At 64.2% G+C, this 26,822-nt stretch carries 24 protein-coding genes; 12 read left to right on the forward strand and 12 right to left on the reverse strand.

All coding sequences use genetic code 11. The features are described from left to right. Positions 1-2 precede the first annotated feature (2 nt). Both aroA and ACSVIE_RS08420 read right to left on the reverse strand, forming a co-directional pair. Entirely contained in the window at positions 3-1,376 is a 1,374-nt protein-coding gene (gene aroA, locus ACSVIE_RS08415) for a 3-phosphoshikimate 1-carboxyvinyltransferase (RefSeq protein WP_442423555.1), read from the reverse strand. Between the two features lie 6 nt (positions 1,377-1,382). Beyond that, positions 1,383-1,898, reverse strand: a complete 516-nt coding sequence (locus tag ACSVIE_RS08420; RefSeq protein ID WP_426003271.1) for a DoxX family protein — start codon at positions 1,896-1,898, stop codon at positions 1,383-1,385. A gap of 164 nt (positions 1,899-2,062) precedes the next feature. Between ACSVIE_RS08420 and ACSVIE_RS08425 the strand changes: the two genes are divergently transcribed. Beyond that, on the forward strand, positions 2,063-2,860 hold the full coding sequence (locus ACSVIE_RS08425) for a sigma-70 family RNA polymerase sigma factor (RefSeq protein WP_426003270.1): 798 nt from the start codon (positions 2,063-2,065) through the stop codon (positions 2,858-2,860). Next, on the forward strand, positions 2,857-3,117 hold the full coding sequence (rsrA, locus tag ACSVIE_RS08430; RefSeq protein ID WP_426003269.1) for a mycothiol system anti-sigma-R factor: 261 nt from the start codon (positions 2,857-2,859) through the stop codon (positions 3,115-3,117). The genes ACSVIE_RS08425 and rsrA overlap by 4 nt, the downstream gene beginning before the upstream one ends. 82 nt (positions 3,118-3,199) lie before the next feature. Here the strand turns inward: rsrA and ACSVIE_RS08435 are convergent, their stop codons facing one another. The 5 genes from ACSVIE_RS08435 to ACSVIE_RS08455 all read right to left on the reverse strand — a co-directional run bounded on the left by ACSVIE_RS08435 (position 3,200) and on the right by ACSVIE_RS08455 (position 9,477). Further along, positions 3,200-3,274 (reverse strand): 50S ribosomal protein bL37, encoded by a 75-nt coding sequence (locus ACSVIE_RS08435; protein WP_369299106.1) that lies wholly within the window; start codon positions 3,272-3,274, stop codon positions 3,200-3,202. Between the two features lie 101 nt (positions 3,275-3,375). Continuing rightward, entirely contained in the window at positions 3,376-3,990 is a 615-nt protein-coding gene (locus ACSVIE_RS08440) for a PadR family transcriptional regulator (RefSeq protein WP_442423556.1), read from the reverse strand. Further along, a complete protein-coding gene (locus ACSVIE_RS08445; protein WP_442423557.1) occupies positions 3,990-4,841 on the reverse strand; it encodes a DUF4097 family beta strand repeat-containing protein in 852 nt (283 codons plus the stop codon). Before ACSVIE_RS08445 ends, ACSVIE_RS08440 begins: the two co-directional genes overlap by 1 nt. Positions 4,842-4,944: 103 nt before the next feature. Further along, positions 4,945-5,544 (reverse strand): GDSL-type esterase/lipase family protein, encoded by a 600-nt coding sequence (locus ACSVIE_RS08450; RefSeq protein ID WP_426003265.1) that lies wholly within the window; start codon positions 5,542-5,544, stop codon positions 4,945-4,947. Positions 5,545-5,682: 138 nt separating this feature from the next. Further along, positions 5,683-9,477 carry a multifunctional oxoglutarate decarboxylase/oxoglutarate dehydrogenase thiamine pyrophosphate-binding subunit/dihydrolipoyllysine-residue succinyltransferase subunit gene (locus ACSVIE_RS08455; protein ID WP_442423558.1) on the reverse strand — a complete coding sequence of 1,265 codons (3,795 nt, stop codon included), beginning with the start codon at positions 9,475-9,477 and terminating at the stop codon, positions 5,683-5,685. A gap of 504 nt (positions 9,478-9,981) precedes the next feature. Between ACSVIE_RS08455 and ACSVIE_RS08460 the strand changes: the two genes are divergently transcribed. The 5 genes from ACSVIE_RS08460 (at position 9,982) to ACSVIE_RS08480 (ending at position 15,451) form a co-directional block, all read left to right on the forward strand. Continuing rightward, positions 9,982-11,334 carry a hemolysin family protein gene (locus ACSVIE_RS08460; protein ID WP_426003263.1) on the forward strand — a complete coding sequence of 451 codons (1,353 nt, stop codon included), beginning with the start codon at positions 9,982-9,984 and terminating at the stop codon, positions 11,332-11,334. After that, complete coding sequence (locus tag ACSVIE_RS08465) at positions 11,331-12,401, forward strand: hemolysin family protein (protein ID WP_442423559.1); 1,071 nt, start codon at positions 11,331-11,333, stop codon at positions 12,399-12,401. The genes ACSVIE_RS08460 and ACSVIE_RS08465 overlap by 4 nt, the downstream gene beginning before the upstream one ends. 139 nt (positions 12,402-12,540) lie before the next feature. After that, positions 12,541-13,551: a metal ABC transporter solute-binding protein, Zn/Mn family gene (locus ACSVIE_RS08470; RefSeq protein WP_442423560.1), complete on the forward strand. Its 1,011-nt coding sequence runs from the start codon at positions 12,541-12,543 to the stop codon at positions 13,549-13,551. A gap of 193 nt (positions 13,552-13,744) precedes the next feature. Next, the gene (locus ACSVIE_RS08475) at positions 13,745-14,560 is read left to right on the forward strand and encodes a metal ABC transporter ATP-binding protein (RefSeq protein WP_442423561.1); all 816 of its coding nucleotides are present in this window, start codon (positions 13,745-13,747) and stop codon (positions 14,558-14,560) included. Then, positions 14,561-15,451, forward strand: a complete 891-nt coding sequence (locus ACSVIE_RS08480) for a metal ABC transporter permease (RefSeq protein WP_426003259.1) — start codon at positions 14,561-14,563, stop codon at positions 15,449-15,451. Between the two features lie 22 nt (positions 15,452-15,473). Here ACSVIE_RS08480 and ACSVIE_RS08485 read toward each other — a convergent pair whose 3' ends face one another. After that, positions 15,474-15,941 carry a Fur family transcriptional regulator gene (locus ACSVIE_RS08485; RefSeq protein ID WP_426003258.1) on the reverse strand — a complete coding sequence of 156 codons (468 nt, stop codon included), beginning with the start codon at positions 15,939-15,941 and terminating at the stop codon, positions 15,474-15,476. A 94-nt stretch (positions 15,942-16,035) separates the two neighbouring features. On the opposite strand from ACSVIE_RS08485, the gene ACSVIE_RS08490 reads away from it, so the two are divergent. Continuing rightward, complete coding sequence (locus ACSVIE_RS08490; protein WP_442423562.1) at positions 16,036-16,716, forward strand: MBL fold metallo-hydrolase; 681 nt, start codon at positions 16,036-16,038, stop codon at positions 16,714-16,716. On the opposite strand, the gene ACSVIE_RS08495 is transcribed toward ACSVIE_RS08490, so the two are convergent. After that, positions 16,713-17,804 (reverse strand): PLP-dependent cysteine synthase family protein, encoded by a 1,092-nt coding sequence (locus ACSVIE_RS08495; protein ID WP_442423563.1) that lies wholly within the window; start codon positions 17,802-17,804, stop codon positions 16,713-16,715. The genes ACSVIE_RS08490 and ACSVIE_RS08495 overlap by 4 nt on opposite strands. A 135-nt stretch (positions 17,805-17,939) precedes the next feature. Here ACSVIE_RS08495 and ACSVIE_RS08500 point away from each other — a divergent pair, with 135 nt between their 5' ends. Genes ACSVIE_RS08500 through ACSVIE_RS08510 form a run of 3 tightly spaced genes read left to right on the forward strand, consistent with a single transcriptional unit; the run spans position 17,940 to position 20,427 of the window. Beyond that, positions 17,940-18,857: a sulfurtransferase gene (locus ACSVIE_RS08500; RefSeq protein WP_442423564.1), complete on the forward strand. Its 918-nt coding sequence runs from the start codon at positions 17,940-17,942 to the stop codon at positions 18,855-18,857. Beyond that, a complete protein-coding gene (locus ACSVIE_RS08505) occupies positions 18,854-20,002 on the forward strand; it encodes an NAD(P)-dependent alcohol dehydrogenase (protein ID WP_442423565.1) in 1,149 nt (382 codons plus the stop codon). The genes ACSVIE_RS08500 and ACSVIE_RS08505 overlap by 4 nt, the downstream gene beginning before the upstream one ends. Continuing rightward, positions 19,999-20,427: an HIT family protein gene (locus ACSVIE_RS08510; protein ID WP_426003249.1), complete on the forward strand. Its 429-nt coding sequence runs from the start codon at positions 19,999-20,001 to the stop codon at positions 20,425-20,427. Before ACSVIE_RS08505 ends, ACSVIE_RS08510 begins: the two co-directional genes overlap by 4 nt. Before the next feature lie 70 nt (positions 20,428-20,497). On the opposite strand, the gene hrpA is transcribed toward ACSVIE_RS08510, so the two are convergent. From hrpA to ACSVIE_RS08525, 3 genes are all read right to left on the reverse strand, one after another. Next, the gene (gene hrpA, locus ACSVIE_RS08515) at positions 20,498-24,514 is read right to left on the reverse strand and encodes an ATP-dependent RNA helicase HrpA (RefSeq protein WP_442423566.1); all 4,017 of its coding nucleotides are present in this window, start codon (positions 24,512-24,514) and stop codon (positions 20,498-20,500) included. Continuing rightward, the gene (locus tag ACSVIE_RS08520; RefSeq protein WP_426003246.1) at positions 24,511-25,512 is read right to left on the reverse strand and encodes a helix-turn-helix transcriptional regulator; all 1,002 of its coding nucleotides are present in this window, start codon (positions 25,510-25,512) and stop codon (positions 24,511-24,513) included. The genes hrpA and ACSVIE_RS08520 overlap by 4 nt, the downstream gene beginning before the upstream one ends. Positions 25,513-25,584: 72 nt before the next feature. Then, a complete protein-coding gene (locus ACSVIE_RS08525; RefSeq protein ID WP_426003244.1) occupies positions 25,585-25,755 on the reverse strand; it encodes a hypothetical protein in 171 nt (56 codons plus the stop codon). An 81-nt stretch (positions 25,756-25,836) separates the two neighbouring features. Here ACSVIE_RS08525 and ACSVIE_RS08530 point away from each other — a divergent pair, with 81 nt between their 5' ends. Further along, positions 25,837-26,805: a GlxA family transcriptional regulator gene (locus ACSVIE_RS08530; protein ID WP_426003243.1), complete on the forward strand. Its 969-nt coding sequence runs from the start codon at positions 25,837-25,839 to the stop codon at positions 26,803-26,805. Positions 26,806-26,822 lie beyond the last annotated feature (17 nt).

Here is a 26,822-nt window from a genome sequence, read left to right on the forward strand (position 1 = left end):
GGTCAGGCGCTGGCTCCGTTGGTGCCCTCGCCCTGCTGCAGCATGGCCTCCCACATCAGCGGAAAGTCGGGCATGGTCTTGGACGTGGTGGCGATGTCTTCCACCTGGACGCCCGGGACGGCGAGGCCCAGGATGGCTCCTGCGGTGGCCATTCTGTGATCCGCGTAGCTGTGGACCACCCCGCCATGAAGCGGGGCAGGGCGGATGACCAAGCCGTCCGCTGTTTCTTCGGCGTCACCGCCCAGGCGGTTGATTTCCGCGACGAGGGCAGCCAGCCGGTCGGTTTCATGGCCCCGCAGATGGGCAATACCCGTCAGGCGGGATGGTCCCGACGCCAAAGCGCACAGGGCGGCCACCGTTGGTGCGAGTTCGCTGGTCTCGTCGAAATCGCCCCCCTTGATGTCCGGACCGCCGGTCACGGTCAGCGTGCCGTGGTCCAGGGTGACCTGCGCACCCATCGACGCAAGGATGCTCCGCCAGAGATCGCCGACCTGGGTTGTTTCGGATGGCCAGTTGGGAATCCGCACGGTTCCGCGGGTCGCCAGTGCTGCCGCCAGGAACGGGCCCGCGTTCGAAAGGTCCTGCTCGATTCTTTGGTCGAACGCCCGGATGGGTCCGGGCTCCACGCGCCAATGGTTGGGAACGGAATCATCGACCCTGACACCGACGCTCCGGAGCACAGCAACCGTCATGGCGATGTGGTCGAGACTTGGTACGGGTTTGCCCACATGTTCCAGGTGCAGGCCTTCAGTGAAACGTGCCCCCGCAAGCAGCAGGGCGGACACGAACTGGGAAGAGGCACTCGCGTCGATCACCAGGTGGCCCCCGCGCACCTCTCCGGTGCCTGCCACAGTAAAGGGAAGGGCCGACGGCGTCCTGCCGCCTTCCGTGCCCACCGGCACCCCGAGCGCTGAGAGGGCTTCGATGATGGTTCCCATGGGCCGCTTGCGGGCGTGGGGATCACCGTCGAAGAGGGTCGTGCCCTTCCGCAGGGCGGCCAGCGGCGGGACGAATCGCATGACGGTTCCGGCGAGTCCGCAGTCGATGGCTGTGTCTGTGCCCGATGCCGCCTGGTCCATGGGCGTGATCTCGAGATCAGGTCCGTAGTCGCCGTCGCCGGGTACTTCAGTGACTGTGGCCCCCAATTGCTTGAGGGCCTGGATCATGAGCACCGAATCACGCGAATGCAACGGTGCCCGGAGCCTCGAAGGGCCGTCGGCCAGGGCCGCGAGAACCAGGAAACGGTTGGTCAGGGACTTGGACCCCGGTACCGTGACGGTGGCGTCCACGGGTGCCTGTGCAAACGGAGCCGGCCAAAGTGGCAATGCAGGGCCGGAGCCTGCCGGCCCCGGGTGTGCTGCGGTGGTACCTGTCATGCTTCCTTATGCTCCAACTGCGTTATCGACGGCTTTGCGTACGGCTTTGTCTGCCCGCTTGATCTGCTTGCCGGTGACCTTCCGGGCGTCCGCCGCCAGGTGCTCTGCCCGCCAGGCAAGGCTGGGCCGTCCCGCGGTGTCGACGGCGGCCAACAGCACGCCTCCGGTCAGGGATATGTTCTTGAGCAGCTGTGCTTTGCGTGCGGTACGGCCTTCCTTGGTGCTGATGTCCGCCGAACGCCACTCCACGAAAGTGTTCAGCGCCGATGTCACGGCCAGGACGGTGGCCGCAAAGCGGGACAGCTTGCCCAGGCCCAACAGGGCGCCGGCGCCCAACTGTGCTCCGCCGATGACCCGGGCCAGCACCTTCTCGTCCGCGGGGAAGGGCAAGGACTCGGAGGCGCGCCGCAGGACAGGGGAGAGTTGCCGGGCAGTGTCGTCAGCGTGCTTGAGCTTGTCCAAACCTGCCACGACAAAGCTGGTTGCGAGCATGGGGCGGGCGAGGAACCGGATAACTGACATGTCTTGCCTCCTGGATGGGTTGCCACAAGTGTCACGGGGTGCAGTCTGGTCTAGTCTTGCACCTTTGCGGAATATTTACCCAGCGGCCGCCGTTGTGAACAACAGGCGCGGTGGAGGCCGGGCTGCGGCAGCGTGATGCCGCTTCGCTGAACGGAGTTGGTTTTTTGACCTTGGTGAAGGACCGGGCAGGCCTGCTGGAGTCCGGCGGGACCAGACAGCCTGATTCCCCGCGGCTGACAGTAGACTTGGCTTCGATGAGCACCATTGAACCGGCCGCAGCGGCCATGTACCAGGCAGCCGAAGCGGACGACGACGTCGCGGTGGCTTCCGACGTCGATCCTGCTACCGAAACTGTTGAACAGCGGCGGGAGCGCTTCGAGCGGGACGCCATGCAGTATGTCGACCAGTTGTACTCTGCGGCGATGCGGATGGCCCGGAACCCCTCCGACGCGGAAGACCTCGTGCAGGAGGCCTACACCAAGGCATTTTCGGCCTTCCACCAGTACAAGCCGGGGACCAACCTCAAGGCATGGCTGTACCGCATCCTGACCAATACGTACATCAACCTCTACCGGAAACGGCAGCGGGAACCCCTGCAGTCCAACTCGGACACCATCGAGGACTGGCAGTTGGCCAAGGCGGAGTCCCACACGTCGTCCGGATTGCGGTCGGCCGAAGCCGAGGCCTTGGACCACCTGCCTGACTCCGACGTCAAGAACGCGCTGCAGGCCATCCCGGAGGAGTTCCGCCTGGCGGTCTACTTCGCGGACGTCGAAGGATATGCGTACAAGCAAATTTCAGAGATCATGAATACCCCGATCGGTACCGTCATGTCGCGTCTGCACCGCGGCAGGAAGATGCTTCGGGATATGTTGGCGGACTACGCCGCAGAACGGGGCTTCAGCGCCCACACAGAAGACCAGGCTGCGGCCGGGAGCAAAAATCAGGAGAAAGAGCAATGAGCGACTGCCAGGGATTGGGCGATTGCGACGACACGCGGATGCAGCGCATCTACGAATACCTGGACGGGGCACTGACCCGCGAGGACCTGAAAGACATCAAGGAGCACCTGGACTCCTGCGAAGAGTGCACCGAGCAGTATGACCTCGAATGCCTGATCCGCACCATGGTCAAGCGCTCCTGCACCGAGTCTGCCCCGGAAAACCTCAAGAACTCCATCCTGGACAGGATCCACTCCATCAAGACCGTGGACGCCTGAGCTGCCGGTTGGACGCCAAAGGCCCCGGAAACCTGCTGGTTTCCGGGGCCTTTGCTTTAAGCCTTGACGCTAAGCCGCTGGCTTAGGTGTTGGGACGCTTGCCGTGGTTCGCGCCGCCACGCTTACGGTCACGACGCTTACGTGCACGCTTGCTCATAGCTGGCCTCCTTAAATGTTTTGATACTCAATAGAGCTGCCCTCCAGTTTCGCACATCAGCACGTTCGCAGGCGAACCGGCCCCCGGCCGGGTCTTCCGGCCTAGCTGCGCAGTGAACTCCTGATGGAAATGCGGGCCTGGTCCAGGACGGCCCTGATGGTCTCCAGGACCAGGGGCGTGAGTTCCTGCCCGGCGCTGTGTTGGCGTAGCTCCACACGCATGTCGTCACGGAAGGACTGCACCATGAGTTCGGCTTCCTTGAGCATCTGTTGGCCTTCGGCTGAATAACTCCGGGTCCTGACCTGGAAGGGAACGGGTCCGGGCTGGGTCCTTGCCGCTTCTGCCGTGGCGGCGAGGTCGGCACGCAGTCCGCGCATATTGGCGCGGATATCCTCGCGAAGGGTATCCGCCAGACGACGGACAGAGGCAGAGATGGTGTCCTCGACGCCGGCCAGTTCCTCCCTCCGCCGGTCAAGCTCCGCCAGGCCTGCTTCGGTAATGAGGTACTTGGTCCGCCGGCCTTCCGACTCCGTAGCTACAAGCCCTTCTTCTTCCAGCTTGCCCAGACGCGGATAGATGGTTCCGGCGCTGGGCGAATAGGTGCCCCCGAACCTGTCGCCGAGCGCCTTGATGAGCTCGTACCCATGCCGTGGGCCCGACTCGAGAAGGGCCAGGAGGTACAAGCGCAACGCACCATGCGCGAAGACGGGAGGCATCAGAGGCCTGCTTCGCCGGGGACCGGATACCCTGGCTCCCCGGGGGCAGGCGCCAGCGCATGCATGATGTGGGTTTTGCCGGACACTGTGTTGGTCCGGACCAGCATCAGTTTCCCGTCGGGCCCCACGATCGTGTTCACGTTGCCTCCCGGCTGGTTGTACACCTGGTTGTCAATGACAACGGCGCCGCTTGCCGACTTGGCGGAGATATCCAGTCCCACATCATGGGGGAGGCGGACGGTGAGGTCCCCGGACACCGAATTGGCGCCAAAGTCGTGGGTGAAGTCCTGGAGGTCAAAGGTGAGGTTGCCGCTGACGGTGTTGGCGCGGATGTTCGAGAACGTGCCCGACGCCGTCACTTCGCCGGAGACGCTCTTGGCGGTCAGGACGCCGTCGTGGTTTCTGACGATGACTTCGCCGCTGACGGTGTTGACGTGCAGTTCGCCGCTCGTCTGGTCGGACATCACGGAGCCTGCGACGGTGCTGAGCCGGATGTTGCCGGTGAGGCCGGACACCATTCCGTCGCCGCTGACCGTTCCCGCCTCCACATCGACGCCGGGCGGCAGGGCGATCCCGACCACCGCGGTGTTGGTGCTGGAGTTGTTGACGGTCCCCATGAGGTTCTTGAACCACCCCTGCGGTCCCTGCAGTTGGTGCCGGACTTCGAGGCGGCCGTTGACCAACGTCACGGTCAGGGGGTCGCCGGTGACGTCGCTGACTTCGATCCTCACGAAGGGTTCGTCGTGCGTTACGACGTCGAACCGGCCTTTGACGATTCCGAGTTTGAGTGAGCGGACGTTCTCCACATCGATGGTTTGCGGGCCCGTCACAGTCCATAGCTCGTCTGACATGATCCCTCCAGGTTGCGATATATCGCGTTGATGTAAACACGATATATCGCGATGGCACCGATGGCAATGGACGGCGCTGACCAGGGTAGGGCGCGGTTGGCTGCTACTCCGGCTGGGCGATGTTAAGCCACTGGAACCAGCCGCGGTGCAGGACCAGCCACGCAATCAATCCGTAACCGGCCTGTCCCGGTGTGCCGCCATTGGCTGCGAGGTCAGTCCTCCACTGCTCATGGTTGAGCAGTGGAGAGAACGTGTCAACGTAGTGGTGGTTCCTCCTGGTCGTGACATCGGCAAAGGCTGTGTTCAGTTCGGCCAGGCGTTTATTGCGGGCCGGGTCCAGGGTGGGTGGCGGGCCGACGACGAAGACCTCGACACCGCTGTGCGAGGCGCCGTCCAGGATGTTGGCGAGATTGAGGCGGCTGCGGGCGGTGGACAGGCCGAACTCGACGTCGCGCCCTGAGAGACCTATGACCAGCCGGTTTTCGTGGGTGTCGCTGAAGCGCCGGCCGGCTTCGTCCTGCCACCGTGTCGCCAGGCCCTCCGTGCCTTCCATGGGGCAGGGGAGGGAGAAGCTTTCCACCACGACTGAATCCTGGGGTGTCCGTGCCAGGACCCTTCCAAGCCAACCAAGCGCCCGGGGATCTCCCAGCCCTGCCAGCAGTTCATCTCCAACAGCTGCAATGCGCAGCTTCCTGTCTTCCACGGTTACCTCTTCACACTCGTTACGGTCCTTGCACGGCATCAGGATCAGCGCCTGTTCTTGAACCGAGTTTCTGTCCCATTAAACAGAACTGCCCGGCTGCAGGTGCGGAACCGCACCCCAGCCGGGCAGTTTTTGGTGTTACTTGCGCTCGAACGCCTGCTTGATCAGGATGTCCTGCTCGGCAGCGTGTCGCTTCATGGAGCCTGCTGCCGTGGACGCCGACGCCGGGCGCGACACCAGGCGGACCTTCCGGTCCAGCTGCGGAGCCAGGTTCAGGCCCATGAACGGCCACGGACCCTGGTTGGCGGGCTCGTCCTGGGCCCACACGATGTCTGCGTTCGGGTACTTCGCCAGTTCGGCTTCGATCTCGGCCTTGGGCAGCGGGTAGAGCTGCTCCACACGGACGATCGCCGTGGACGTGTCGCCCGACTTTTGCCGGTTGGACAGGAGATCGTAGTACAGACGGCCGGAAACCAGGATGACGCGATCCACCGTGCCGGGCTCGAGCTCGTGCTCGCCCATGACCGGCTTGAAGCCGCCGGTGGTGAAGTCCTCCACGGCAGAGGCTGCGCCCTTCAACCGGAGCAACTGCTTCGGCGTGAAAATGATCAGCGGCTTGCGCGGCCGGCTGTAGGCCTGCCGGCGGAGCAGGTGGAAGTGCGACGCCGCGGTGGTGGGGTTGGCCACGATCATGTTGTCCTCGGCGCACAGCTGGAGGAAACGCTCGATGCGTGCGGAGGAGTGGTCCGGTCCCTGGCCCTCGTAACCGTGCGGGAGCATGAGCACCAGCGATGAACGCTGGCCCCACTTCTGCTCGGCCGAGGAAATGAATTCATCGATGATGGTCTGGGCGCCGTTGACGAAGTCGCCGAACTGGGCCTCCCAGAGGACCAGAGCGTCCGGCCGTTCCACGGAATAGCCGTATTCGAAGCCCATGGCTGCGTACTCGGACAGCAGGGAGTCGTAGATCCACAGCTTGGCCTGGTTGTCCGAAAGGTTGCCCAAGGGCAGCCATTCATTGCCGTTGGCACGGTCGTGGAAGACGGCGTGACGCTGGACGAAGGTTCCGCGGCGGGAGTCCTGGCCTGCCAGGCGTACGGGAACGCCTTCCATGATCAGCGAACCAAAGGCAGCGATCTCGCCAAAGCCCCAGTCGATGCCGCCTTCACGGGACATCTGTTCGCGCTTCTCCAGCAGCTGCTTGAGCTTGGAGTGGACGGTGAAGCCTTCCGGGATCTCCAGGTGGGCCTTGCCGATGCGTGCCAGCGTCTCTGCCGAGATGGCGGTGGACGTGGGGGAGTTGGTTCCGAAATCGGACTGCTGGGCAATGGGCCGCTCGATATCCGACACGGCAGCGGAGTCCGCGGTGATGATCGGGATCGGAGAGGTCTGCGCGGCGTGTGTCTCGGCGAAGACCCGCTCCAGGCGCTCCTGGTAGTCGCGCAGCAGCTGCTCGGCTTCTTCCTCGGTGATGTCTCCACGGCCGATGAGCGATTCCGTGTACAGCTTGCGCACCGAGCGCTTGGCCTCGATCAGGTTGTACATCAGCGGCTGGGTCATCGAGGGGTCGTCGCCCTCGTTGTGGCCACGGCGGCGGTAGCACACCATGTCGATGACAACGTCCTTGTGGAACCGCTGGCGGAACTGGTAAGCGAGCTGGGCCACGCGGACCACGGCTTCGGGATCGTCACCGTTGACGTGGAACACCGGAGCCTGGATCATCTTGGCGACGTCCGTGGAGTAGGTGGACGAACGCGAAGAGGACGGAGCGGTGGTGAAGCCGACCTGGTTGTTCACGATGACGTGGATGGTGCCGCCGGTGCGGTAGCCACGCAGCTGGGAGAGGTTGAGGGTTTCCGCCACAACTCCCTGGCCCGCGAAGGCGGCGTCGCCGTGCACCATGATGGGCAGGACGGGGAAGGACTCACCCTGGTCCAGGCGGTCCTGCTTGGCGCGGACGATGCCTTCGAGGACCGGGTCCACGGCTTCGAGGTGGGACGGGTTGGCAGCGAGGTAGACCTTGGTCTGCTTCCCGTTGTCCGAGGTGAACGTGCCCTCGGTGCCCAGGTGGTACTTCACGTCGCCCGAGCCCTGGACGGAGCGCGGGTCCTGGGTGCCTTCGAACTCCCGGAAGACCTGGGCGTAGGTCTTGCCGGCAATGTTCGTGAGAACGTTCAGGCGGCCGCGGTGGGCCATACCGATCGCGACCTCGTCCAGTCCGTCGTCGGCCGCGTCGGAAATGACGGCGTCGAGCAGCGGGATCAGCGACTCTCCACCTTCAAGGGAGAAGCGCTTCTGGCCGACGAACTTGGTCTGCAGGAAGGTTTCGAAAGCCTCGGCCGCATTGAGCTTGGAGACGATGCGGAGCTGCTCTTCGCGGCTCGGCTTGGAGTAGGGGTGCTCCAGCTCGTCCTGGAACCACTTGCGCTCGGCGGGTTCCTGGATGTGCATGTACTCGATGCCGGTGGTGCGGCAGTAAGCATCGCGGAGGACGCCGAGGATGTCGCGGAATTTCAGCTGCGGCTTGCCGCCGAAGCCACCCGTGGGCCATTCGCGGTCGAGGTCCCACAGCGTCAGGCCGTAGGTGAGGACGTCAAGGTCCGGGTGCTTGCGCTGGACGTATTCCAGGGGATCGGTGTCGGCCATGAGGTGGCCACGGACCCGGTAGGAGTGGATCAGTTGCTGGATCCGTGCCACCTTGTTGATCTCGTCGGCCGGGTCCACCTGGAGGTCGGGGCTCCAGCGGACGGGCTCGTACGGAATGCGCAGGGCTTCGAAGATTTCGTCGTAGAAGTTCTGCGCGCCCAGCAGGAGCTGGTGGACCAGCTTCAGGAATTCGCCGCTGCCTGCGCCCTGGATGACGCGGTGGTCATAGGTGGAGGTCAGTGTCAGGATCTTGCTGATGGCGTTCTGGGCGATGATCTTTTCGCTCGCGCCCTGGAACTCGGCCGGGTAATCAAGGGCGCCGACGCCGATGATGGCTGCCTGTCCCTTGGAGAGGCGGGGCACCGAGTGCACGGTGCCGATGCCGCCCGGGTTGGTCAGCGAAACCGTGGTACCGGCGTGGTCGTCAGCAGTCAGCTTGCCGTTGCGGGCACGCTTGATGAGGTCCTCATAGGTGTGCCAGAACTCAGCGAAGTCCATGGTCTCGGCCTTCTTGATGTTGGGAACCATCAGGAGGCGGGTGCCATCGGGCTTCGGCATGTCAATGGCGATGCCGAAGTTGACGTGCGCGGGCTGGACTGCGCTGGGCTTGCCGTCGATTTCGTCGTAGTAGACGTTCATGGACGGGAACTGGGAGAGCGCACGGACCACGGCGTAGCCGATGAGGTGGGTGAAGGACACCTTGCCGCCGCGGGCGCGGGCAAGGTTGGAGTTGATGACCACCCGGTTGTCGATCAGCAGCTTGGCCGGAACGGCCCGGACGCTGGTGGCCGTGGGTACTTCCAGGCTGGTGACCATGTTGGAAGCGATCGCCTTGGCGGGGCCGCGCAGGACGGACACGACATCCTCTTCAGGCGCGGTTGGTGCTTTGGTGCTCCGGGGAAGCTGGGCGGGGATCGGCTGTGCGGCATTACCGCCGACGGGCTTCTTTGCTCCGTCCTTGGCTACCGTGGCAGGTGCTTTCTTCGCTGCGGCCGGGGCCGCCGGCGCGGCAGCGGGAGGTGCCGCAGGGGCTGCCGGCGCCGGTGCCGGAGCCGCGGGCGCCGGGGCTACCACGGGAAGTACTTGGGTGGGTGGATTGGCAGCGGCAGGGGCTGCGGAGGTTCCGTTGGAAGAAGTGCCGTCCCCGGTGTCAAAGGATTCGAAGAGCGGCCACCACTTGGCGTCGACCGAATTCTTGTCCTGCTGATACCGCTCGTACAGTTCGTCAACGAGCCACTCGTTTCCGCCAAATTCCTCTGGTAGACGGTGGCTGGGCTGCTCTGGCACTTGAAATACGCCTCTTCCATGAGTGTTGATTTCCCGCTGGCCAAGGTTGCTTTTCCGCAACGATGCACCAGGGTCCGGGTCCCGCGAACTCAGACCTTTGCCAGTCTAGTTAGGATCGTCGGTTAACTGCCAATAGTGGTGACCTAAATCATGTTGCCCGGTTCTCAAAGGGGAAAACCCTTGATTCCGGGCCGCGGCGGCACGTCAAAAACCGTCCTGTCCCCACGCCTGGACGCACAGGCGTGGCCTGTAGACTGAAATCCTTATGGACAGTAAATCTAGGTGCCGGCCTGGGTACTGCAAGGGGAACCGCATTGCGATTCCCGCGGAACGTACCCCCCGAGCCGGCAACACCCGTTCACATGCCCATCACCCGCCGGCCCTCCAGGCCGGTGGTCCCGCGGACCACGCGTCCACGGGGCCCGACCAGCCTCCGCCGGGCAATCGTCCCGCGGTGGAGGCGCCCCGTTCCTGGCATGCTCCGGTTTCCGGAGTGATGTTCTGATGGAATGGATTCTCCTGATAGCCGGTTTCGCCCTCATTCTGGGAACCGGCTTTTTCGTAGCAGTTGAGTTTTCCCTGGTGGCCCTGGACCAATCAAGCGTCCAGCGGGCCATCGACGACGGCGACCACGCGGCGGTACCGCTGCTGAAATGCCTGAAGTCCCTGTCCACCCAGCTTTCGAGTTGCCAGCTGGGCATCACCCTCACCACGTTGCTCACGGGTTTCGTCATGGAACCGTCCGTGGGGCAGCTCCTTTCAGGGCCCCTGGGCCTGTTGGGCCTGGCGCCCGAGGTAGCGCATTCGGTGGCCTTGGTGGTGGCGATGGTCCTTGCAACCCTGCTGTCGATGCTCATCGGCGAACTGGTACCCAAGAACATGGCCATAGCCCTGGCCTTCCCGCTGGGCAAGGCGCTTGCCCGGCCACAACTGATCTTCACCGCTGTGTTCAAGCCGGCCATTGTGGTGCTGAACGGTTTCTCCAACAAGGTCCTGAATCTGTTCGGGCTCGAGGCCAAGGAAGAGATTTCCGGCGCGCGGACGCCGGCCGAACTGGCGTCCCTGGTGCGGCGGTCGGCTGAACTCGGCACGCTTGACGCCGGAACCGCAAATTTCGTGGCGCGGACCCTGAGCTTCTCCGGCAGGACGGCCGCGGATGTCATGACACCCCGCATCCGCATGGAAACGATTGATGCGGGCCAGCCCGTTTCCGATATTCTCGACGCCGCGCGCCGGACCGGATATTCGCGGTTCCCGGTGATTGGTGACTCGGCGGATGACATCCGGGGAGTCGTGCATGTCAAGAAAGCGGTGGCGGTCCCTGCCGACCGCCGGGGCAAGCTTGAGGCCGGAGCCATCATGACCGATGTGCTCCGGGTGCCGGAGACCATCCACCTGGATGCCCTGCTGTCCGAACTCCGTGAGGGCAATCTTCAGTTGGCGGTGGTCCTGGATGAATACGGAGGAACCGCGGGCATCGCAACCCTGGAGGACCTGGTGGAGGAAATCGTGGGAGAGGTCTCCGATGAGCACGACAAAGTGCGCCCGGGCCTGCTCCAGAGCGCGTCCGGTGACTGGTATTTCCCGGGCCTCCTCCGGCCCGACGAGGTATCGGAACAAATTCCCCACCTGAAGGTCCCGGACGAGTCCGCCTACGAAACCGTAGGGGGCTACGTCATGAGCAAACTGGGCCGGATCGCCAGGGTCGGTGATGTTGTTGACGCCGGCGGCGGCACGTTGACTGTCACGCGCATGGACGGCCGGCGGATCGACCGGATCAGTTTCCACCACGTGGCCGAACCTGACGACGCAGCTGCAGGGGCCGGGGACAACCACCATGAGGCAGGTGCCGTATGAGTGACTGGGCCGGAATTATCTGGTTGGTTGTCCTGCTGATCGGCAACGCCTTCTTTGTTGGCGCCGAGTTCGCAGTCATGTCGGCCCGCCGAAGCCAGATCGAACCGCTGGCGGAGGCAGGGTCAAAGAGGGCACAAACCACGCTGCGGGCCATGGAAAATGTCTCCCTCATGCTGGCGTGTGCCCAGTTGGGCATTACGGTCTGTTCCCTGCTGATCCTGCAGGTAGCCGAGCCTGCGATCCACCATCTGCTGGCGGCTCCGCTGGAGATGATAGGGATTCCTGTTGAACTGGCTGATGTGATCGCCTTTGCGATCGCGCTGCTGTTCGTCACCTTCCTGCACGTGACGTTCGGTGAGATGGTCCCCAAGAACATCTCTGTTTCCGTGGCGGACAAGGCTGCGCTGCTGTTGGCTCCGCCGCTGATGTTCATCGCCCGCGTGGTGAACCCGGTGATCTGGACGCTGAACTGGCTGGCCAACCACATCCTGAAGCTGATGAGGATCGAGCCAAAGGATGAGGTGTCGTCCTCCTTTACCTTGGAGGAAGTCCAGTCGATTGTCCAGGAGTCCACGCGGCACGGCCTGGTGGACGATGAAGCCGGGCTGTTGAGCGGCGCCCTGGAGTTCTCCGAACACACGGCGGCCAACATCATGGTCCCGCTGGAGCATTTGGTGGTCCTGAAGTCCGCTTCAACTCCCCGGGAGTTGGAGAAGGCGGTCAGCCGGACGGGCTTCTCGCGGTTCCCGATAGTGGACGACGACGGCGAACTCGCCGGATACGTGCACGTCAAGGACATCCTGTCCATCCCCGATGAAGGGCGCGGCCACCCCATTGCCGAAGGCCGGATACGCTCACTGGCCAATCTCTCTCCCGAAGATGAAATCGAAGAGGCGATGTCCGTCATGCAGAGGACCGGCTCGCATCTGGCCCGGGTCGTGGGTCCGGGGGGAGCTACGCAGGGAGTCTTGTTCCTCGAGGACGTGATTGAGCAATTGGTGGGCGAGATCAGGGATGCCACGCAGGCCACGGGAATACGTCGCCTGGGCGGCGCGCAGGCCCAGTAGTCACGTGCTCCGCCAGGAGTTCGTCGCCAACGGCACCGGCCTCCCGGCCGGTGCCGTGGCTCCCCCTGAACGTTGACGTGTAGCGCTAAATAGGAATCATTCCTATTTAGCGCTACACTGGGAATGCCAGTTATTGTGTTTGATTCTCATTTTGAGTAGATCCGAGGTCTTTGTGCGTCGTCCAGCCGCCCGCCTGTCCATGGCCGCTTCCGCCGGTCTTGCTGCCCTGTTGCTCTCTTCCTGCGCCGGAACTGCAGGAGCGGGTGATTCTTCCCCGGCGTCGTCCTCGGGCGCCATCGAGGTTGTCACGTCCACCAACGTCTACGGTGACATCGTCAAGGCGGTGGGTGGAGACAAGGTCAACGTCAGCTCGATCATCACCAAGACCAGCCAGGACCCGCACTCATACGAGGCAAGCGCCCAGGACAAGCTGGTGATCTCCAAGGCAAAGCTGGTGGTGGAGAACGGCGGCGGCTACGACGAATTCCTCCATAAGATCGCAGACGAGACCAAGGTCGGCCACGACAACATGATCAGCGCCGTGGACGTTTCCGGGCTGGCACCGGAGGGCGAGAGCCACACGGAGGAGTCCCACTCCGGGGAAGGTCACACGCACGACCACGGAGAGTTCAATGAGCATGTCTGGTACAGCCTGGACACCATGGGAAAGCTTGCCGAAGCGATCGCCGGCAAGCTAGGTTCACTGGACGCCGCATCCGCCTCCACCTACACGGCCAACGCCGATGCGTTCAAGTCCAAGCTGGGAGAATTGACCGGGAAGCTTGACGCCCTGAAGGCCGCACACCAGGCTTCTCCGGTGGCGATCACGGAACCTGTGCCGCTGTACCTTCTGGAGGCTGCCGGTCTTGAAAACAAGACCCCCGAAGCCTACAGTGCCGCCATCGAAGAGGGCACTGACGTTCCCGCGGCCGTCCTCAAGGAGACTACGGACCTCGTTTCCGCCAAGAGCGTCAAGCTCCTCGCCTACAACGAGCAGACCGAGGGGCCGCAGACAGAATCCGTCAAGCGTGCCGCCGAGGCTGCGGGGGTGCCCGTGGTCAACTTCACCGAGACCCTCCCGGATGGCAAGGACTACCTGCAGTGGATGGGCGGGAACGTGGAGTCCCTGTCGGCCGCTTTGGCACAATAGGCACGCAGTTCCGCAAAGTATGCCCGCACTTATGCGGTGAAGGCCCCGCTGGAGTCCTAAGATATTGGGGATGGCCGCGGGGCCTTTTCCTGCCCCACCTTCTTGCCCCAACCACAGGGTGGGCCATCACTGAACGCGAACACCATCGCACCAACAACGGCGCACCAACGGGCGCTTGGATCGAGGACAACTTTTGACACCCGTAGTGAGCCTCCGCGGAGCCAGCCTGCAGTTCGGCAGGAGGACGCTGTGGAGGGACCTGGATCTCGATATCCATCCCGGGGAGTTCTTCGCGGTCCTCGGGCCCAACGGCAGTGGCAAGACAAGTTTCCTCAAAGTCCTGCTGGGCCTCCAGGAGCTCCATTCCGGCAGCGTAACGCTGGCGGGACATCCCGCGGAAGGCGGAAGCAAGCGCATCGGCTACATCCCGCAACAGAAGTCTTTTGCTCCGGACACGCCGCTGCGGGCACGGGACCTCGTTGCCCTGGGCATCGACGGTCATCGGTGGGGCATGCGCCTCGGCTCCGGCACGGTAAACCGGCGCGTTGATGAACTCCTTGACCTGGTGGGTGCCTCGGATTACGCCAAGGTTCCGCTGGGGCAGTTGTCCGGTGGCGAACAGCAGCGCCTCAGGGTTGCCCAGGCCCTCGCCACCGAGCCCCAGGTCCTGCTGTGCGACGAGCCGTTGCTGTCCTTGGACCTTCACCACCAGCAGGGCGTCAGCGCGCTCATCAACGAACAATGCCACGCGCGGAACAGCGCCGTGGTGTTTGTGACCCACGAGATCAATCCGGTCATCGACTACGTGGACCGGGTGCTGTATCTCGCGGGGGGCCAGTTCCGGCTTGGTGCTCCTGAGGATGTCATGACCACGGAAGTGTTGTCGGAGCTGTACAACAGCCACGTGGAGGTCATCCACGCGAACGGAAGGATCGTCGTCGTCGGCCTTCCCGACGCGACCACGCACTTCCATGACGATGCCCACGCAACTGCCGGGGAGGAGTTCTAAATGGACCTCGGTGAGATCCTCCGGACCATCTTCACTTTCGACAACTACGCCGAGCTCCTGGTCCTGGTCCAGAACTCGATCTGGGCCGGCGCGGTGCTCGGGCTGCTCGGCGGCCTGGTGGGAACCTTCGTCATGAAGCGGGACCTCGCCTTTGCCGTCCATGGCATTTCGGAGTTGTCCTTTGCCGGTGCCGCGTTCGCACTGTTGGTGGGGGCCGACATCATCTTTGGTTCCCTTGTCGGCTCCGTTGCCGCCGCCGTGTTGCTGGGCTTCATGGGCGTCCGCGCCCGGGACAAGAATTCGATCATTGGCGTGATCATGCCCTTCGGCCTGGGCCTGGGCATCCTGTTCCTTGCCCTCTATGAAGGGCGCGCGGCCAACAAGTTCGGTTTGCTGACAGGGCAGATCGTGTCAGTGGACACGGTGCAGCTCACGGCCCTGGCCGGCACGGCCGTAGTGGTGATGATTGCCTTGGCCGCCATCTGGCGTCCGCTGGACTTTGCGAGCGTCGACCCTGAGATGGCCGAGGCGCGGGGCGTCCCGGTCAGGGGACTGGCGATCGGCTTCATGGTGTTGCTGGGTGTCAGTGTGGCGCTGTCCATCCAGATCGTAGGGGCCTTGCTGGTGCTGGCCCTGCTGATCACTCCTGCCGCCGCGGCCTTGAAGGTCACCACCTCGCCGCGCCTGGTGGTGTTGCTGAGTGTCGTCTTCGCCATGACCGCCACAGTGGGCGGAATTCTCCTGGCCCTCGGCAGCCGGATCCCGATCAGCCCCTACGTCACCACGTTGTCGTTCGTCATCTACGTGGCCTGCAGGATCATCGGACGGGTGCGGGCGAACCGTGGCCTGAACGGGCGGGTGTCCCGCGGTCAGCCGGCGGGAGCACTCTAAGCCCCCGGAGCCTGCAGGCGGCCTAAAGCCCGCCGGCCGCCTTCCGGGCCGTGCAGTCGGGACAAAGACCAAAGATTTCCACGGTGTGGGCCACCTCGGTAAAGCCGTGTTCGGTGGCGGTACGGGCAGCCCAGGTCTCGACGGCGGGGGCCTCCACCTCAACGGCCTTGCCGCAGTTGCGGCACAGCAAATGGTGGTGGTGACCCGTAACGGCGCACCTGCGGTACACGGCCTCGCCCTCGCCGTTCCTCAGGACATCGATCAGGCCGTCGTCTGCCAGCGACTGGAGGATACGGTACGCCGTGGCCAGGGAGACCGACGTGCCTTTGTTCTGCAGCAACCGGTATAGTTCCTGGGTGCTGACGAAGTCATCCAATTCGTCCAGGGCAGCGCTGACAGCGAGACGTTGCTTGGTGACGCGCTGCTCCCTGGCGCCGCCCGTGGCCGGCGCCGAAGGGCCGGTGGTCGCGGAATTGGTGCCTTGTGGCATTGAAGAACTCACTTCCCTGGTGACGCTGGCAAACCCCAATTTTACCAGCAGGGGATGGTTGGAAACTGTCAGGGGCCGACCCTAGGCTGTCATCATGAAGCTCACCAAGTACACCCATGCCTGTGTCCGGCTTGAAAAGGAGGGAAACGTCCTGGTGATTGATCCCGGGACGTTCTCGGAGGCCGGTGAGGCTTTGGCGGGAGCGCAGGCGGTCCTCATCACCCACCAGCACGACGACCATATTGACCGGTCGGCGGTCCTGGCAGCGTTGCGTAGGGATGAAGACCTGGCAGTGCACGCTCCGCAGGCCGTGGTCAACGCCCTGCTGGATGCAGCGGGTCAAGACGCCGGGGAGGGGGCAGGTTCCCTGGCCGGCCGCATTCATGCAGCGGCTCCGGAATCCACCCTTGACGTTGCCGGTTTCCGGGTGCAGACCTATGGCGGACAGCATGCGTTGATCCACCCCCAGATCCCAGTGGTGGCTAACATCGGCTACCTTGTGGACGGCAACGTGTTCCACCCCGGCGACTCGTTCGTGGTTCCCGATTCCATGGAGGTCAAGACCCTGCTGGTTCCGATCCACGCACCGTGGTCCAAGGTGGGGGAAGTAGTGGACTTCGTCATCTCGGTCCGGGCGCCGCAGGCATTCCCGGTCCACGATGCTCTGCTCAACGAACTCGGCAGGGGAATCGTGGAGGGCCACGTCACCCGGATCGGTGCCAAATACGGCACGCGCTACAGGCGGCTCGTTCCCGGGGAGTCCGTGGAAGTCTAGGCGCGCGGGCCGTTCCAGATCCCGGTGTCGTGGAACCTTTCCAGCGTGGCTTCGTGGGGCGTGGGATCCAACCCCTTTCCGGTGAGCCAGCCGTCGTCGTAATAGCTGCCGGTGTACCGGTCACCGCCGTCGCACATGAGCGAAACGATACTGCCGGTGCGGCCCTGGGACACCATGTCGGCCACGAGTTGCCACACACCCCACAGGTTGGTGCCGGTGGAGGGGCCGGCGTGCAGTCCGGTCAGTTTGCGCAGATGCCGCATGGCGGCCACGGAGGCAGCATCCGGGACCTGGATCATGTGGTCGATGACAGCCGGGATGAAGCTCGGTTCCACCCGGGGACGTCCGATGCCTTCGATGCGGGAGGGTTGCCCGGTGGGTGATGCGTCCTGTCCGTCGCGCCAGGCCGGATAGAAGGCGGAGTTCTCCGGGTCCACCACGGCAAGCCGGGTGCGGTGCCGGTTGTAGCGAAGGTAGCGTCCAATGGTGGCGCTGGTTCCGCCGGTGCCGGCGCCCACCACGATCCACTCGGGAACCGGATGTTCTTCCAGGGCCAACTGCTCAAAGATGGACTCGGCGATGTTGTTGTTGCCGCGCCAGTCAGTGGCGCGTTCGGCATAGGTGAACTGGTCCATGTAGTAGCCGCCGGAGGTCCGTGCGGTTTCTTCGGCGACGGCGTAAACCTCCGATGCATGGTCCACCAGCAGGCATGCACCGCCGAATTCCTCGATCAAGGCGATCTTCTCCGGGCTGGTGGTCCTGGTCATGACAGCAATGAACGGCAGCCCGATGAGCCGTGCAAAGTAGGCTTCCGACACGGCCGTGCTGCCGCTCGAGGCTTCCACGATGGTGGTGCCTTCGGTAATCCAGCCATTGACCAGCCCGTACAGGAACAGCGACCTCGCCAAGCGGTGCTTGAGGCTTCCGGAACGGTGGGTGGACTCGTCCTTCAGGTAAAGCTGGACCCCCCAATGCGCGGGGAGCGGAACCGCATAAAGGTGCGTGTCCGCCGAACGGTTGTTTTCGGCCTCGATCTTCCGGATGGCTTCGTCTGCCCAGCGACGGTCCTGAATACACGATGTGCTCACCGCTAAAGCCTACCGGCGGCACGCAGGTGCGCCGGTGTCACACCCCGCGCGGCCGGCTGCTGACAGGACTAGGCTGGGACGCGGATGCCCTGTGAGCAGTACGTGAAGAAACGCCAACGACCGCAAGGAGTTTGAATGCCACCGCTGATTGACGCTGCCGGGCTGCATGGCCGGCTCGCGGCAGGGGAGCGCATTGTGCTTCTCGATGTCCGCTGGGTCCTGGGCCGGACCGATGGCCGTGAACGCTACCTGGAGGGCCACCTTCCCGGGGCGGTGTTTGTGGACCTGCCCACGGAACTCGCCGACCACGCGCAGCCCGCACTGGGGAGGCACCCGCTGCCGTCCACGGACCGCTTCCAGGAAGCAGCCCGCCGGTGGGGCATAAATGAGGGCGACACCGTGGTCGCGTACGACGACAGCGGCAGCATGGCTGCCGCCCGCGTGTGGTGGATGCTCCGCAACGCCGGGGTTGCGTCGGTTTACCTGCTCGACGGCGGCCTGTCCGCCTGGCGCGCGGAAGGCCACCTGCTGGAAACAGGCGAGGTAAGTCCCGGCGTCGGGAATCTCACGCTGGCTGAAGGCAGGATGCCGGTGATCAGCGGGCACGAGGCTGCCCACTGGCACGGTGACCGTGTTCTGCTCGATGCCAGGGCGGGGGAGCGCTACCGCGGGGAAGTGGAACCGGTTGATCCGCGTGCGGGGCATATTCCCGGTGCCTTCAGTGCACCGACCACCGACAACATCTCCGCGGCCGGGACCTTCCTGCCCGCGGAGGAACTGCGGGCCCGCTTCGCCGGGCTCGGCGTCACGGACGAGACTCCCGTAGCGGTTTATTGCGGATCCGGCGTGACGGCCGCCCACCAGATCGTGGCCCTCGAACTGGCGGGGTTCAAGGCCGCACTTTTCCCCGGGTCCTTCTCGCAGTGGTCCAACGACGCCGGCAACCCTGTGGCCACAGGGCCGGAACCATTCGAGGGCGAGCCGGCGACCGCCGGAACGGGACGTCCGCAAACTGGCACAGCCACAGGCGCCGGAGGTAGCGTCGAACCATGACGCCAGGACGCCCCGTACCACCGCCGCTTGCCAAACCCATCACGGTCGAACACCCGCCCTCCGTGGCGACCAACCTCGCAGCCGCCTACGGCGCCACCTCCCCTGGGAGCGGCCTGGTGCCCCTGACCGTCTTGAGGCGGGAACCCAAGGACGACGACGTGGAAATCGGGATCGAATTCTGCGGCCTCTGCCATTCGGACGTGCACGCCACCCGCGGGGAATGGCGCATCCCGCCCTATCCGCTGGTGCCTGGCCATGAGATCGTCGGCAAGGTGACGCGCGTTGGCGCTGCCGTGACGGAATTCGCGCCCGGCGACCGGGTGGGAGTGGGCTGCATGGTGGACTCCTGCAGGGAATGCGACAGTTGCCTGGACGGCCTGGAACAGTACTGCGAACGGGGCAACGTGGGGACGTACGGCGCCCCCGATCCCCGCAATGGGGATGCCATCACCCAGGGCGGCTACTCCACCTCCGTGGTGGTTGACCGCAGGTTCGTCCTGCGCATACCGGATGCCTTGGACCCGGCGGCCGCCGCACCGCTGCTGTGCGCAGGAATTACCACTTACTCGCCGCTGCGGTACTTCGAGGTGGAAGAGGGGGATGCGGTTGGCGTTGTGGGTTTGGGCGGACTGGGCCATATGGCGGTCAAGATCGCCAAGGCCATGGGCGCCGAGGTCACCGTGTTCACCACGTCCGAGACCAAATTCCAGGCCGCCCGTGAGCTCGGCGCGGACCACGTAGTCCTGTCAACGGACCCGGAAGCCATGGACGCTGCCGGCCGCAGCATCGATGTCATCATCGATACCGTGGCTGCTCCGCACGATCTCAACCCCTACTTCCGGACCCTGCGGCTCGAGGGTGCTTTGTTCCAGCTGGGCCTTCCCGCGGAGGACATGCCGCCGGTCAGCCCCGGGCTCCTCATCCGCCGCCGCCTGGCTTATGCGGGGTCCCTCATCGGCGGCATCCATGAGACCCAGGAGATGTTGGATTTCTGTGCCGGGCATGGCGTTGCCAGTGATATCGAAGTAGTGGACGCCTCCCGGCTGAACGAGGCCTACGACCGCATGGTTGCCGGGGACGTGAAGTACCGATTCGTGCTGGACACCGCAACACTCCACCAACCGTCAGAAAGGGCAGACGCATGAGCACGCTGTTCACCAAGATCATCAACGGCGATATCCCGGGCCGCTTTGTATGGAAGGACGAGGACGTGGTGGCCTTCCTGACCATTGCGCCCATCACGTCCGGCCACACCCTGGTGGTGCCGCGCACGGAGGTGGACTCCTGGACCCATGCCAGCCCGGAACTGCTGGGGAAGGTCATGGATGTGGCACAGCGCATCGCGCAGGTGCAGGAGAAGCTGTTCGACGCCAAACGCGTGGGTGTGCTCGTGGAAGGCTTCGAAGTGGAACACCTGCACGTCCACATCTGGCCGGCCTATTCCACGGCTGACTTCGAAGTCCATAACGTCGACCACAACCCTGATCCAGCGGTGATGGACGCGACCGCGGTCAAGTTGCGCGCCGCCTTGCGGGCGGCCGGCCACGAAGAGTTCGTCCCCGAAGACTGAGCGCAGTTTTAACCCGGTGGTGCTCGATGAGGCACCACCGGGTTGGCGGATATGGCGCGGACGTGGCGCCTCAGGCGGGCGCCAGCGCCTGGTTGAGGGCCGTGCGGATCCGCTTTTCCGACACGGAATAGGCTGTGCCCAGTTCCACGGCGAAGAGGCTGACCCTGAGCTCTTCGATCATCCAGCGCACGCGTGTTAACTCGTTGCCGGCGCGCCGTCCGGGCAACAGTGCTGCCACGGCGTCGTCATACCCGTCTTCCAGGGACTGGACCACGGCCATATTCAGGCCGTCCCGTTGCACGTTGGACGGCAGCTTCTCGAGACGCTTCTCCATGGCTTGGAGATACCGCGGAAGCTGGCTCAGCTGCGCGTAGCCCGTCTGTGCCACAAAACCCGGGTAGACCAACTGCTCCAGTTGGCTCTTCATGTCGTTCAGGGCGCTGATGAGTGACAGGCTGGTGGCCGCCTTCAGCTGTTTCTGGATCCTGCGCGTGCTCGCGAGGATGCGCTCGACGACGGCGGTTACCGTGAACACGGTGTCGATCAGTTCCGCACGGACTGCCTCGTACAAGGCATCGAAGGCTTCCTTGTCCCAGGGGAGGTCCTGAGGCGTCAGTTTGTCGATGGCGGCCAGTGCACAATCGGCTATGAGGGCATTGACGGAGCCGTGCGGATTCTGGCTGAACGTCAGTTTCTCCGTGTTGCTCAGGTGTTCCAGAACGTACCTGTCCGGCGAGGGAACCCGAAGAGCCAGAAGCCGGATCACGCCGCCACGCATGGCCGCTTCCTGCTCCTGAACCGTCTGGAAAACCCGCAAGGCAACCGATGAACCTTCGTCGACGATCGCCGGGTAACCCGTGACGGCGTGGCCCTTGACGTTTCGGGAGACCTGCCGTTCGACCTTCCCGAAGTCCCAGGATGTGATTCGGCTGCGCTCTGCAACCGTGCCGTCTGCCGGTTTGCTTCCCGGCAACAGCGCTTCCCGGGTGCCCTTCCCGCCGGGGGCCGCAGGGCTGGTCTTCGCTGCCCGGGTGGTGGCCGGGGTGGCCCCGAGCGATTCGGCAATCGCACGCCGGGTGGCCGGTGCGAGGGTTTCCTGAAGCGCGGCAAGGTTCTTTCCTTCACCAAGGACCTTGCCCCGGCTGTCCACCACCTTGAAGCTCACGCGCAGGTGTGGAGGAACAGCCGCCCAGTTCCACGAACCAGGGGGGATGATGTGCCCCTTCAACCTGCGCAGGACGAGTTCGAGCGAAGGCTCCAGCTCATCGGCAGCGGGATCGAACTCCGCTTCAAGGGCCGCCGTGGCCTGCCGGGCGACATCCGGGGCGGGAACAAAGTTCTTCCTGACCTGTTTCGGCAGCGACTTGATCAGTGCCGTGACGAGGTCCACCCGCTGGCCGGGGATCTGCCAACGGAACGGCGCGTCGTCCATCTGGTTCAGGAAAAGCACGGGCACTTCGACCGTGACGCCGTCAGAGGGATCGGGCGTGGAGCCTGGCGCCACAGGGTGGAACTCGTAGCTGAGCGGAAGGTCGAAGCCTTTGTGGACCCAGACCTTGGGGTACGCGGATTCATCGAGGTCTTCGGCGTCCCCGCTCATGAGGAACGATTGGTCGAAGTCCAGCAGCGTTGGGTCCGACTGGCGGGCTTCCTTCCACCATTTGTCGAAGTGGCGTTCGGACACCACATCCTGGCCCACCCGGGCGTCATAGAACTCGAAGAGCGTTTGGTCGTCCACCAGGATGTCCCGGCGCCGCATGCGGGTCTCGAGTTCCTCGACTTCCTGGAGGAGGGCGCGGTTCCGATGGAAGAACTTGTGGTGGGTACGCCACTCGCCCTCCACCAATGCGTGGCGGATGAACAGTTCGCGGGAGAGCTCCGGGTCGATGCGTCCATAGTTGACGCGGCGGTTGGGAATGATGGGGACGCCGTAGAGCGTGACTTTCTCGTGGGCCAGTACGGCACCCTGGCGAGAGGACCAGTGCGGCTCGCTGTAGGAGCGCTTCACCAGGTCAGGTGCCACCTGTTCTGCCCACAGGGGATCGAACTTTGCAGCCACCCGCGCCCACAGCCGGCTGGTCTCCACCAACTCCGCCGCCATCACAAAAGGAGGCGACTTCTTGAACAGGGCAGAGCCGGGGAAGATGGCGAACCGGCTGCCGCGTGCTCCGGCGTACTCGCGTTTGCGTTCGTCATAGATGCCGATGTGGCTCAGGAGGCCGGACAGCAGGCTGATGTGAATGCCTTCATGGTTGCCCACGGGGTCGGCTTCGCGTTTGTTGTCCAGGGTGATGCCCAGCGGCTTGGCCAGCTGGCGCAGTTGGGTGAAGAGGTCCTGCCACTCACGGATGCGCAGGTAGTTGATGAACTCCGTCCGGCATAGCTTCCGGAACTGGGTGGAGGAGAGCTCACGCTGCTTTTCCTGGACGTAATTCCACAGGTTCAAATAGCCGGTGAAGTCCGAGTTTTCATCACGGAAGCGCGCGTGCTTTTCCGAAGCAAGCTGTTGCTTGTCAGTGGGCCGTTCCCTTGGGTCCTGGATGGTCAAAGCCGCAGCGAGGATCATGACCTCGCGGACACAACCGCGCTTGCCCGCCTCGACGATCATACGGCCGAGTCTCGGGTCCACGGGCAGTTGGGCAAGCTTCTGCCCGACGGCGGTCAGTCCGCTGCCGCTTCGGGCCTGGCCATTGCGGCTCCGGCCACTGCGTCCGCGGCCGTTGCGGCCCTCATCGCCGCCTCTTCGATCCGCACCCTGCCCCTCGCCGGCGTCCTGTTGCCGGGCCGCACTCAAGGCACCGAGTTCACGGAGGAGAGTGACGCCGTCGTTGATGGCGCGTGAGTCGGGTGGCTCCACGAAGGGGAAGTTTTCGACGTCCTTCGGTCCCCGTGCCACACCCATGGCGGTCATTTGCAGGATGACCGCGGCGAGGTTGGTCCGGAGGATCTCCGGATCCGTGAACTGTGGACGCGACTCGAAGTCCTCTTCGGAGTAGAGCCGGATGGCGATGCCTTCTGACACGCGTCCGCAACGGCCCGAGCGCTGGTTGGCAGAAGCCTGGGACACGCGTTCAATGGGAAGCCGCTGGACCTTGGTGCGATGCGAGTACCGTGAGATGCGGGCCGTTCCCGTATCAATCACGTACTTGATTCCGGGGACCGTCAGGGACGTCTCGGCCACGTTGGTAGCAAGAATGATGCGCCGCTTCCCACCGGGGTTGAAGACGCGGTGCTGTTCCTGCAGGCTCAACCGGGCAAACAGCGGAAGCACCTCGGTCCCGGCGAGCCGGCGGTTGGCCTGGATCCGGCCGTTGATGGCTTCTGCGGCATCACGGATTTCGCGCTCACCCGAGAAGAACACCAGAATGTCCCCGGGTGCCTCCTTGGCGAGTTCGTCCACGGCGTCGCAGACAGCGTCGAGGGGATCGCGGTCTTCCTCGAGTTCGTCGTCTGAGGCGTCTTCATCCGGATCAGCCGGTTGGGACAGCGGACGGTACCGGATTTCCACCGGGTAGGTACGGCCGGAAACCTCAATGATGGGAGCCGGGGAATCGTCCGTGCCGAAGTGGTTGGCGAAGCGTTCGGGGTCGATGGTGGCCGAGGTGATGATGACCTTCAGGTCCGGGCGCTGGGGGAGGATCCGCTTCAGGTAGCCCAGGATGAAGTCGATGTTGAGGCTTCGCTCGTGCGCTTCATCGATGATGATGGTGCTGTATTTGCGCAGCAGCTTGTCCCGCTGGATCTCCGCGAGAAGGATGCCGTCAGTCATGAGCTTGATTTTGGTGGCCGGGCTGGTCTCGCCGGTGAAGCGGACCTGGAAACCTACCTCCTGGCCGATCTCCACGCCGAGTTCCGAAGCGATGCGTTCGGCCACTGTCCGGGCAGCGAGGCGGCGGGGCTGGGTGTGGCCGATCAGGCCGTTGTCGCCCAATCCCAGTTCCAGGCACATCTTGGGGATCTGCGTTGTTTTACCGGAGCCGGTTTCGCCGGCGATGATGGTCACCTGGTGTGCGGCGATGGCCGCCATCAAGTCCTCGCGGCGCTCGGAAACGGGGAGCTCGGCGGGGTAGGAGATATGAAGTGTCATGGCTGATGCCAGTCTACTGCCGTGTCATCGGCAGGAGCTGACGCCGGACCGGCGGCTGCCGTCAGTTTCCGGGAGAGCTGCAGGGCAAAGGCCTTGAACTCGGGCGGTTCCAGGATGTCAAAGTCCATCTCCAGCGACGCCAGATGGGCCGCGGGCGCGGCAAGGTTGTCCCAGCCTGCCCGGAGAATGGTGGCGGACCCGCCGTCCGGTGACAACGCCGCGATGGTGGAATTCACGACGGCGGCCACCTCGGCCATGGGGGCGTGCAGCCGGACCACAACGTCGTACCTGTAGGGCGACCTGGTGATGGACTGCTGCACATAGGCCGCCAGGTCGTCCGCCGGCAAAGGCCGCGGAACGTATTTGCGGCGTTCGGCGGGAAGTGAACCGATGCGGTCCGCCCGGAATGTCCGCCAGTCATCGCGGTCTAGGTCCCAGGCAACCAGGTACCAACGACGGCCGGTATCGACCAACCGGTACGGTTCCACCAACCGGCGCGCGGCGGAAGCATCGGACTTGATGTAGTCGAAGGAAACCTGCCGGTGGTCGGAGATGGCAGAGGACAGAGCCGTCAGGTGCTGCGGGTCCACTGATGCCGCGTTGCTTGGCAGCGTGGTGACGGCTGTCTTCAGCATCGCGAATTTGGGTCGCAACCGGGCGGGCAGGACCTGCTCAAGCTTGGCCAGCGCCCGGACTGACGCTTCGCCGATGCCTGCCACGGGGCCCGCGGCCACCGCATTAAGGCCGAGGGCAACAGCGAGGGCTTCGTTGTCGTCCAGGAGAAGTGGTGGAAGCTGCGCGCCTGCCCCCAACTGGTAACCGCCGGCGATCCCCGGCGAGGCGTGGATGGGATAACCAAGGTTGCGCAGCTTGTCGATATCCCGGCGGACGGTCCGCTCCGTGACGCCCATTCGTTCCGCCAAGGCCGGACCTGTCCATTCCCGGCGCACCTGCAGCAGCGACAGCAGTTGCAGGAGCCGGGCGGAAGTTTGGATCATGCTGATGAATCTAGTCCACGTGCTGCCCGGGCGGATGCACGTGGGAGAGACTCGTTGCGGGCAGGAGAGCGGTCAGTAGATGCGCGGGTTCCAGTAGGGCGAGCTGGGGGCGTCAAACGCCGTCCAGGGCTGCTTGGAATTGATGGGCGGGTTGTGTCCGCGGCCGTCCTTGAGGAGGGCGGAGACGGTGGCTGCTACAGCAGTGACGAGGACCAGAAAGAGGATGATTCCGAAGATTTCCATGCCTCCATCCTTCTCTGGAGATGGTCCAGGAAACAGTGGCAGAAATTCCCCATTTAGCAAATTTTCTGCCACACTGGATGTATGTTGACCTCAGTGGCAGTCATCGTGGTTCCCAACTTCTCCATCTTCGAGTTCGGTACGGCTTTCGAAGTCTTCGGCATCGACCGCTCCGACCGCGGCGCAGGCGTTCCTGCCTTCGATTTCCGGGTGTGCGCGCCGGAGCCGGGCGACATCAGGATGAAATCCGGGCTCTCACTGCACGTCAGCCTCGGGCTCGAGGCCGCAGCTGACGCCGACCTCGTGATCATGGCCCCCTTCGGCCGCGACCAGGATGTTCCAGAGTCCGTGCTGGACGCGTTGCGGGCAGCCCACGCCCGCGGAGCGTGGGTCATGTCCATCTGCTCGGGAGCGTACGCCCTGGCCCGGGCCGGCTTGCTGGACGGGAGGCGCTGCACCACGCACTGGCATTATTCGCAGGACCTCGCCGCCCGCTACCCGGCGGCGATCGTCGATGAAAACGTCCTCTACGTCCAGGACGGGACCATCATCACCAGCGCCGGTACAGCCGCGGGAATCGACGCCTGCCTGCACCTGGTCCGCACGGAACTTGGCGCCAACGTTGCAGCCGCCATAGCGAGGGACATGGTGGTGCCGCCGCACCGCGACGGAGGCCAGGCACAATTCATCGACCGGCCCATGCCGCAATGTGGATCCGCGCCCATGGAGCAGCTCCTGCGCTGGATGGTGGAACACCTGGAGGAGGAACACAGCGTCAACGAGCTTGCCGCCAGGGTCCATATGTCCCCGCGGACCTTCGCGCGCCGGTTCCGGGCCGAAACAGGTGCGACCCCGGCTGCCTGGCTCAACTCCCAGCGGGTGCTCCGGGCCCAGGAACTGCTGGAGACCACCGAACTGAACATTGACGAAGTAGCCCGCGAAGCAGGATTTGGACATTCCGTACTGCTGCGGCACCACTTCGCCAAAGTCCTGGACACGAGTCCACAGAGCTACCGGAGGGCGTTCAGGGGCCAACTGGCTGAAGCCATCTAAGCTTCCGGCGGTAACGG

Source organism: Paenarthrobacter sp. NCHU4564, assembly GCF_052156435.1.
GTDB lineage: Bacteria > Actinomycetota > Actinomycetes > Actinomycetales > Micrococcaceae > Arthrobacter.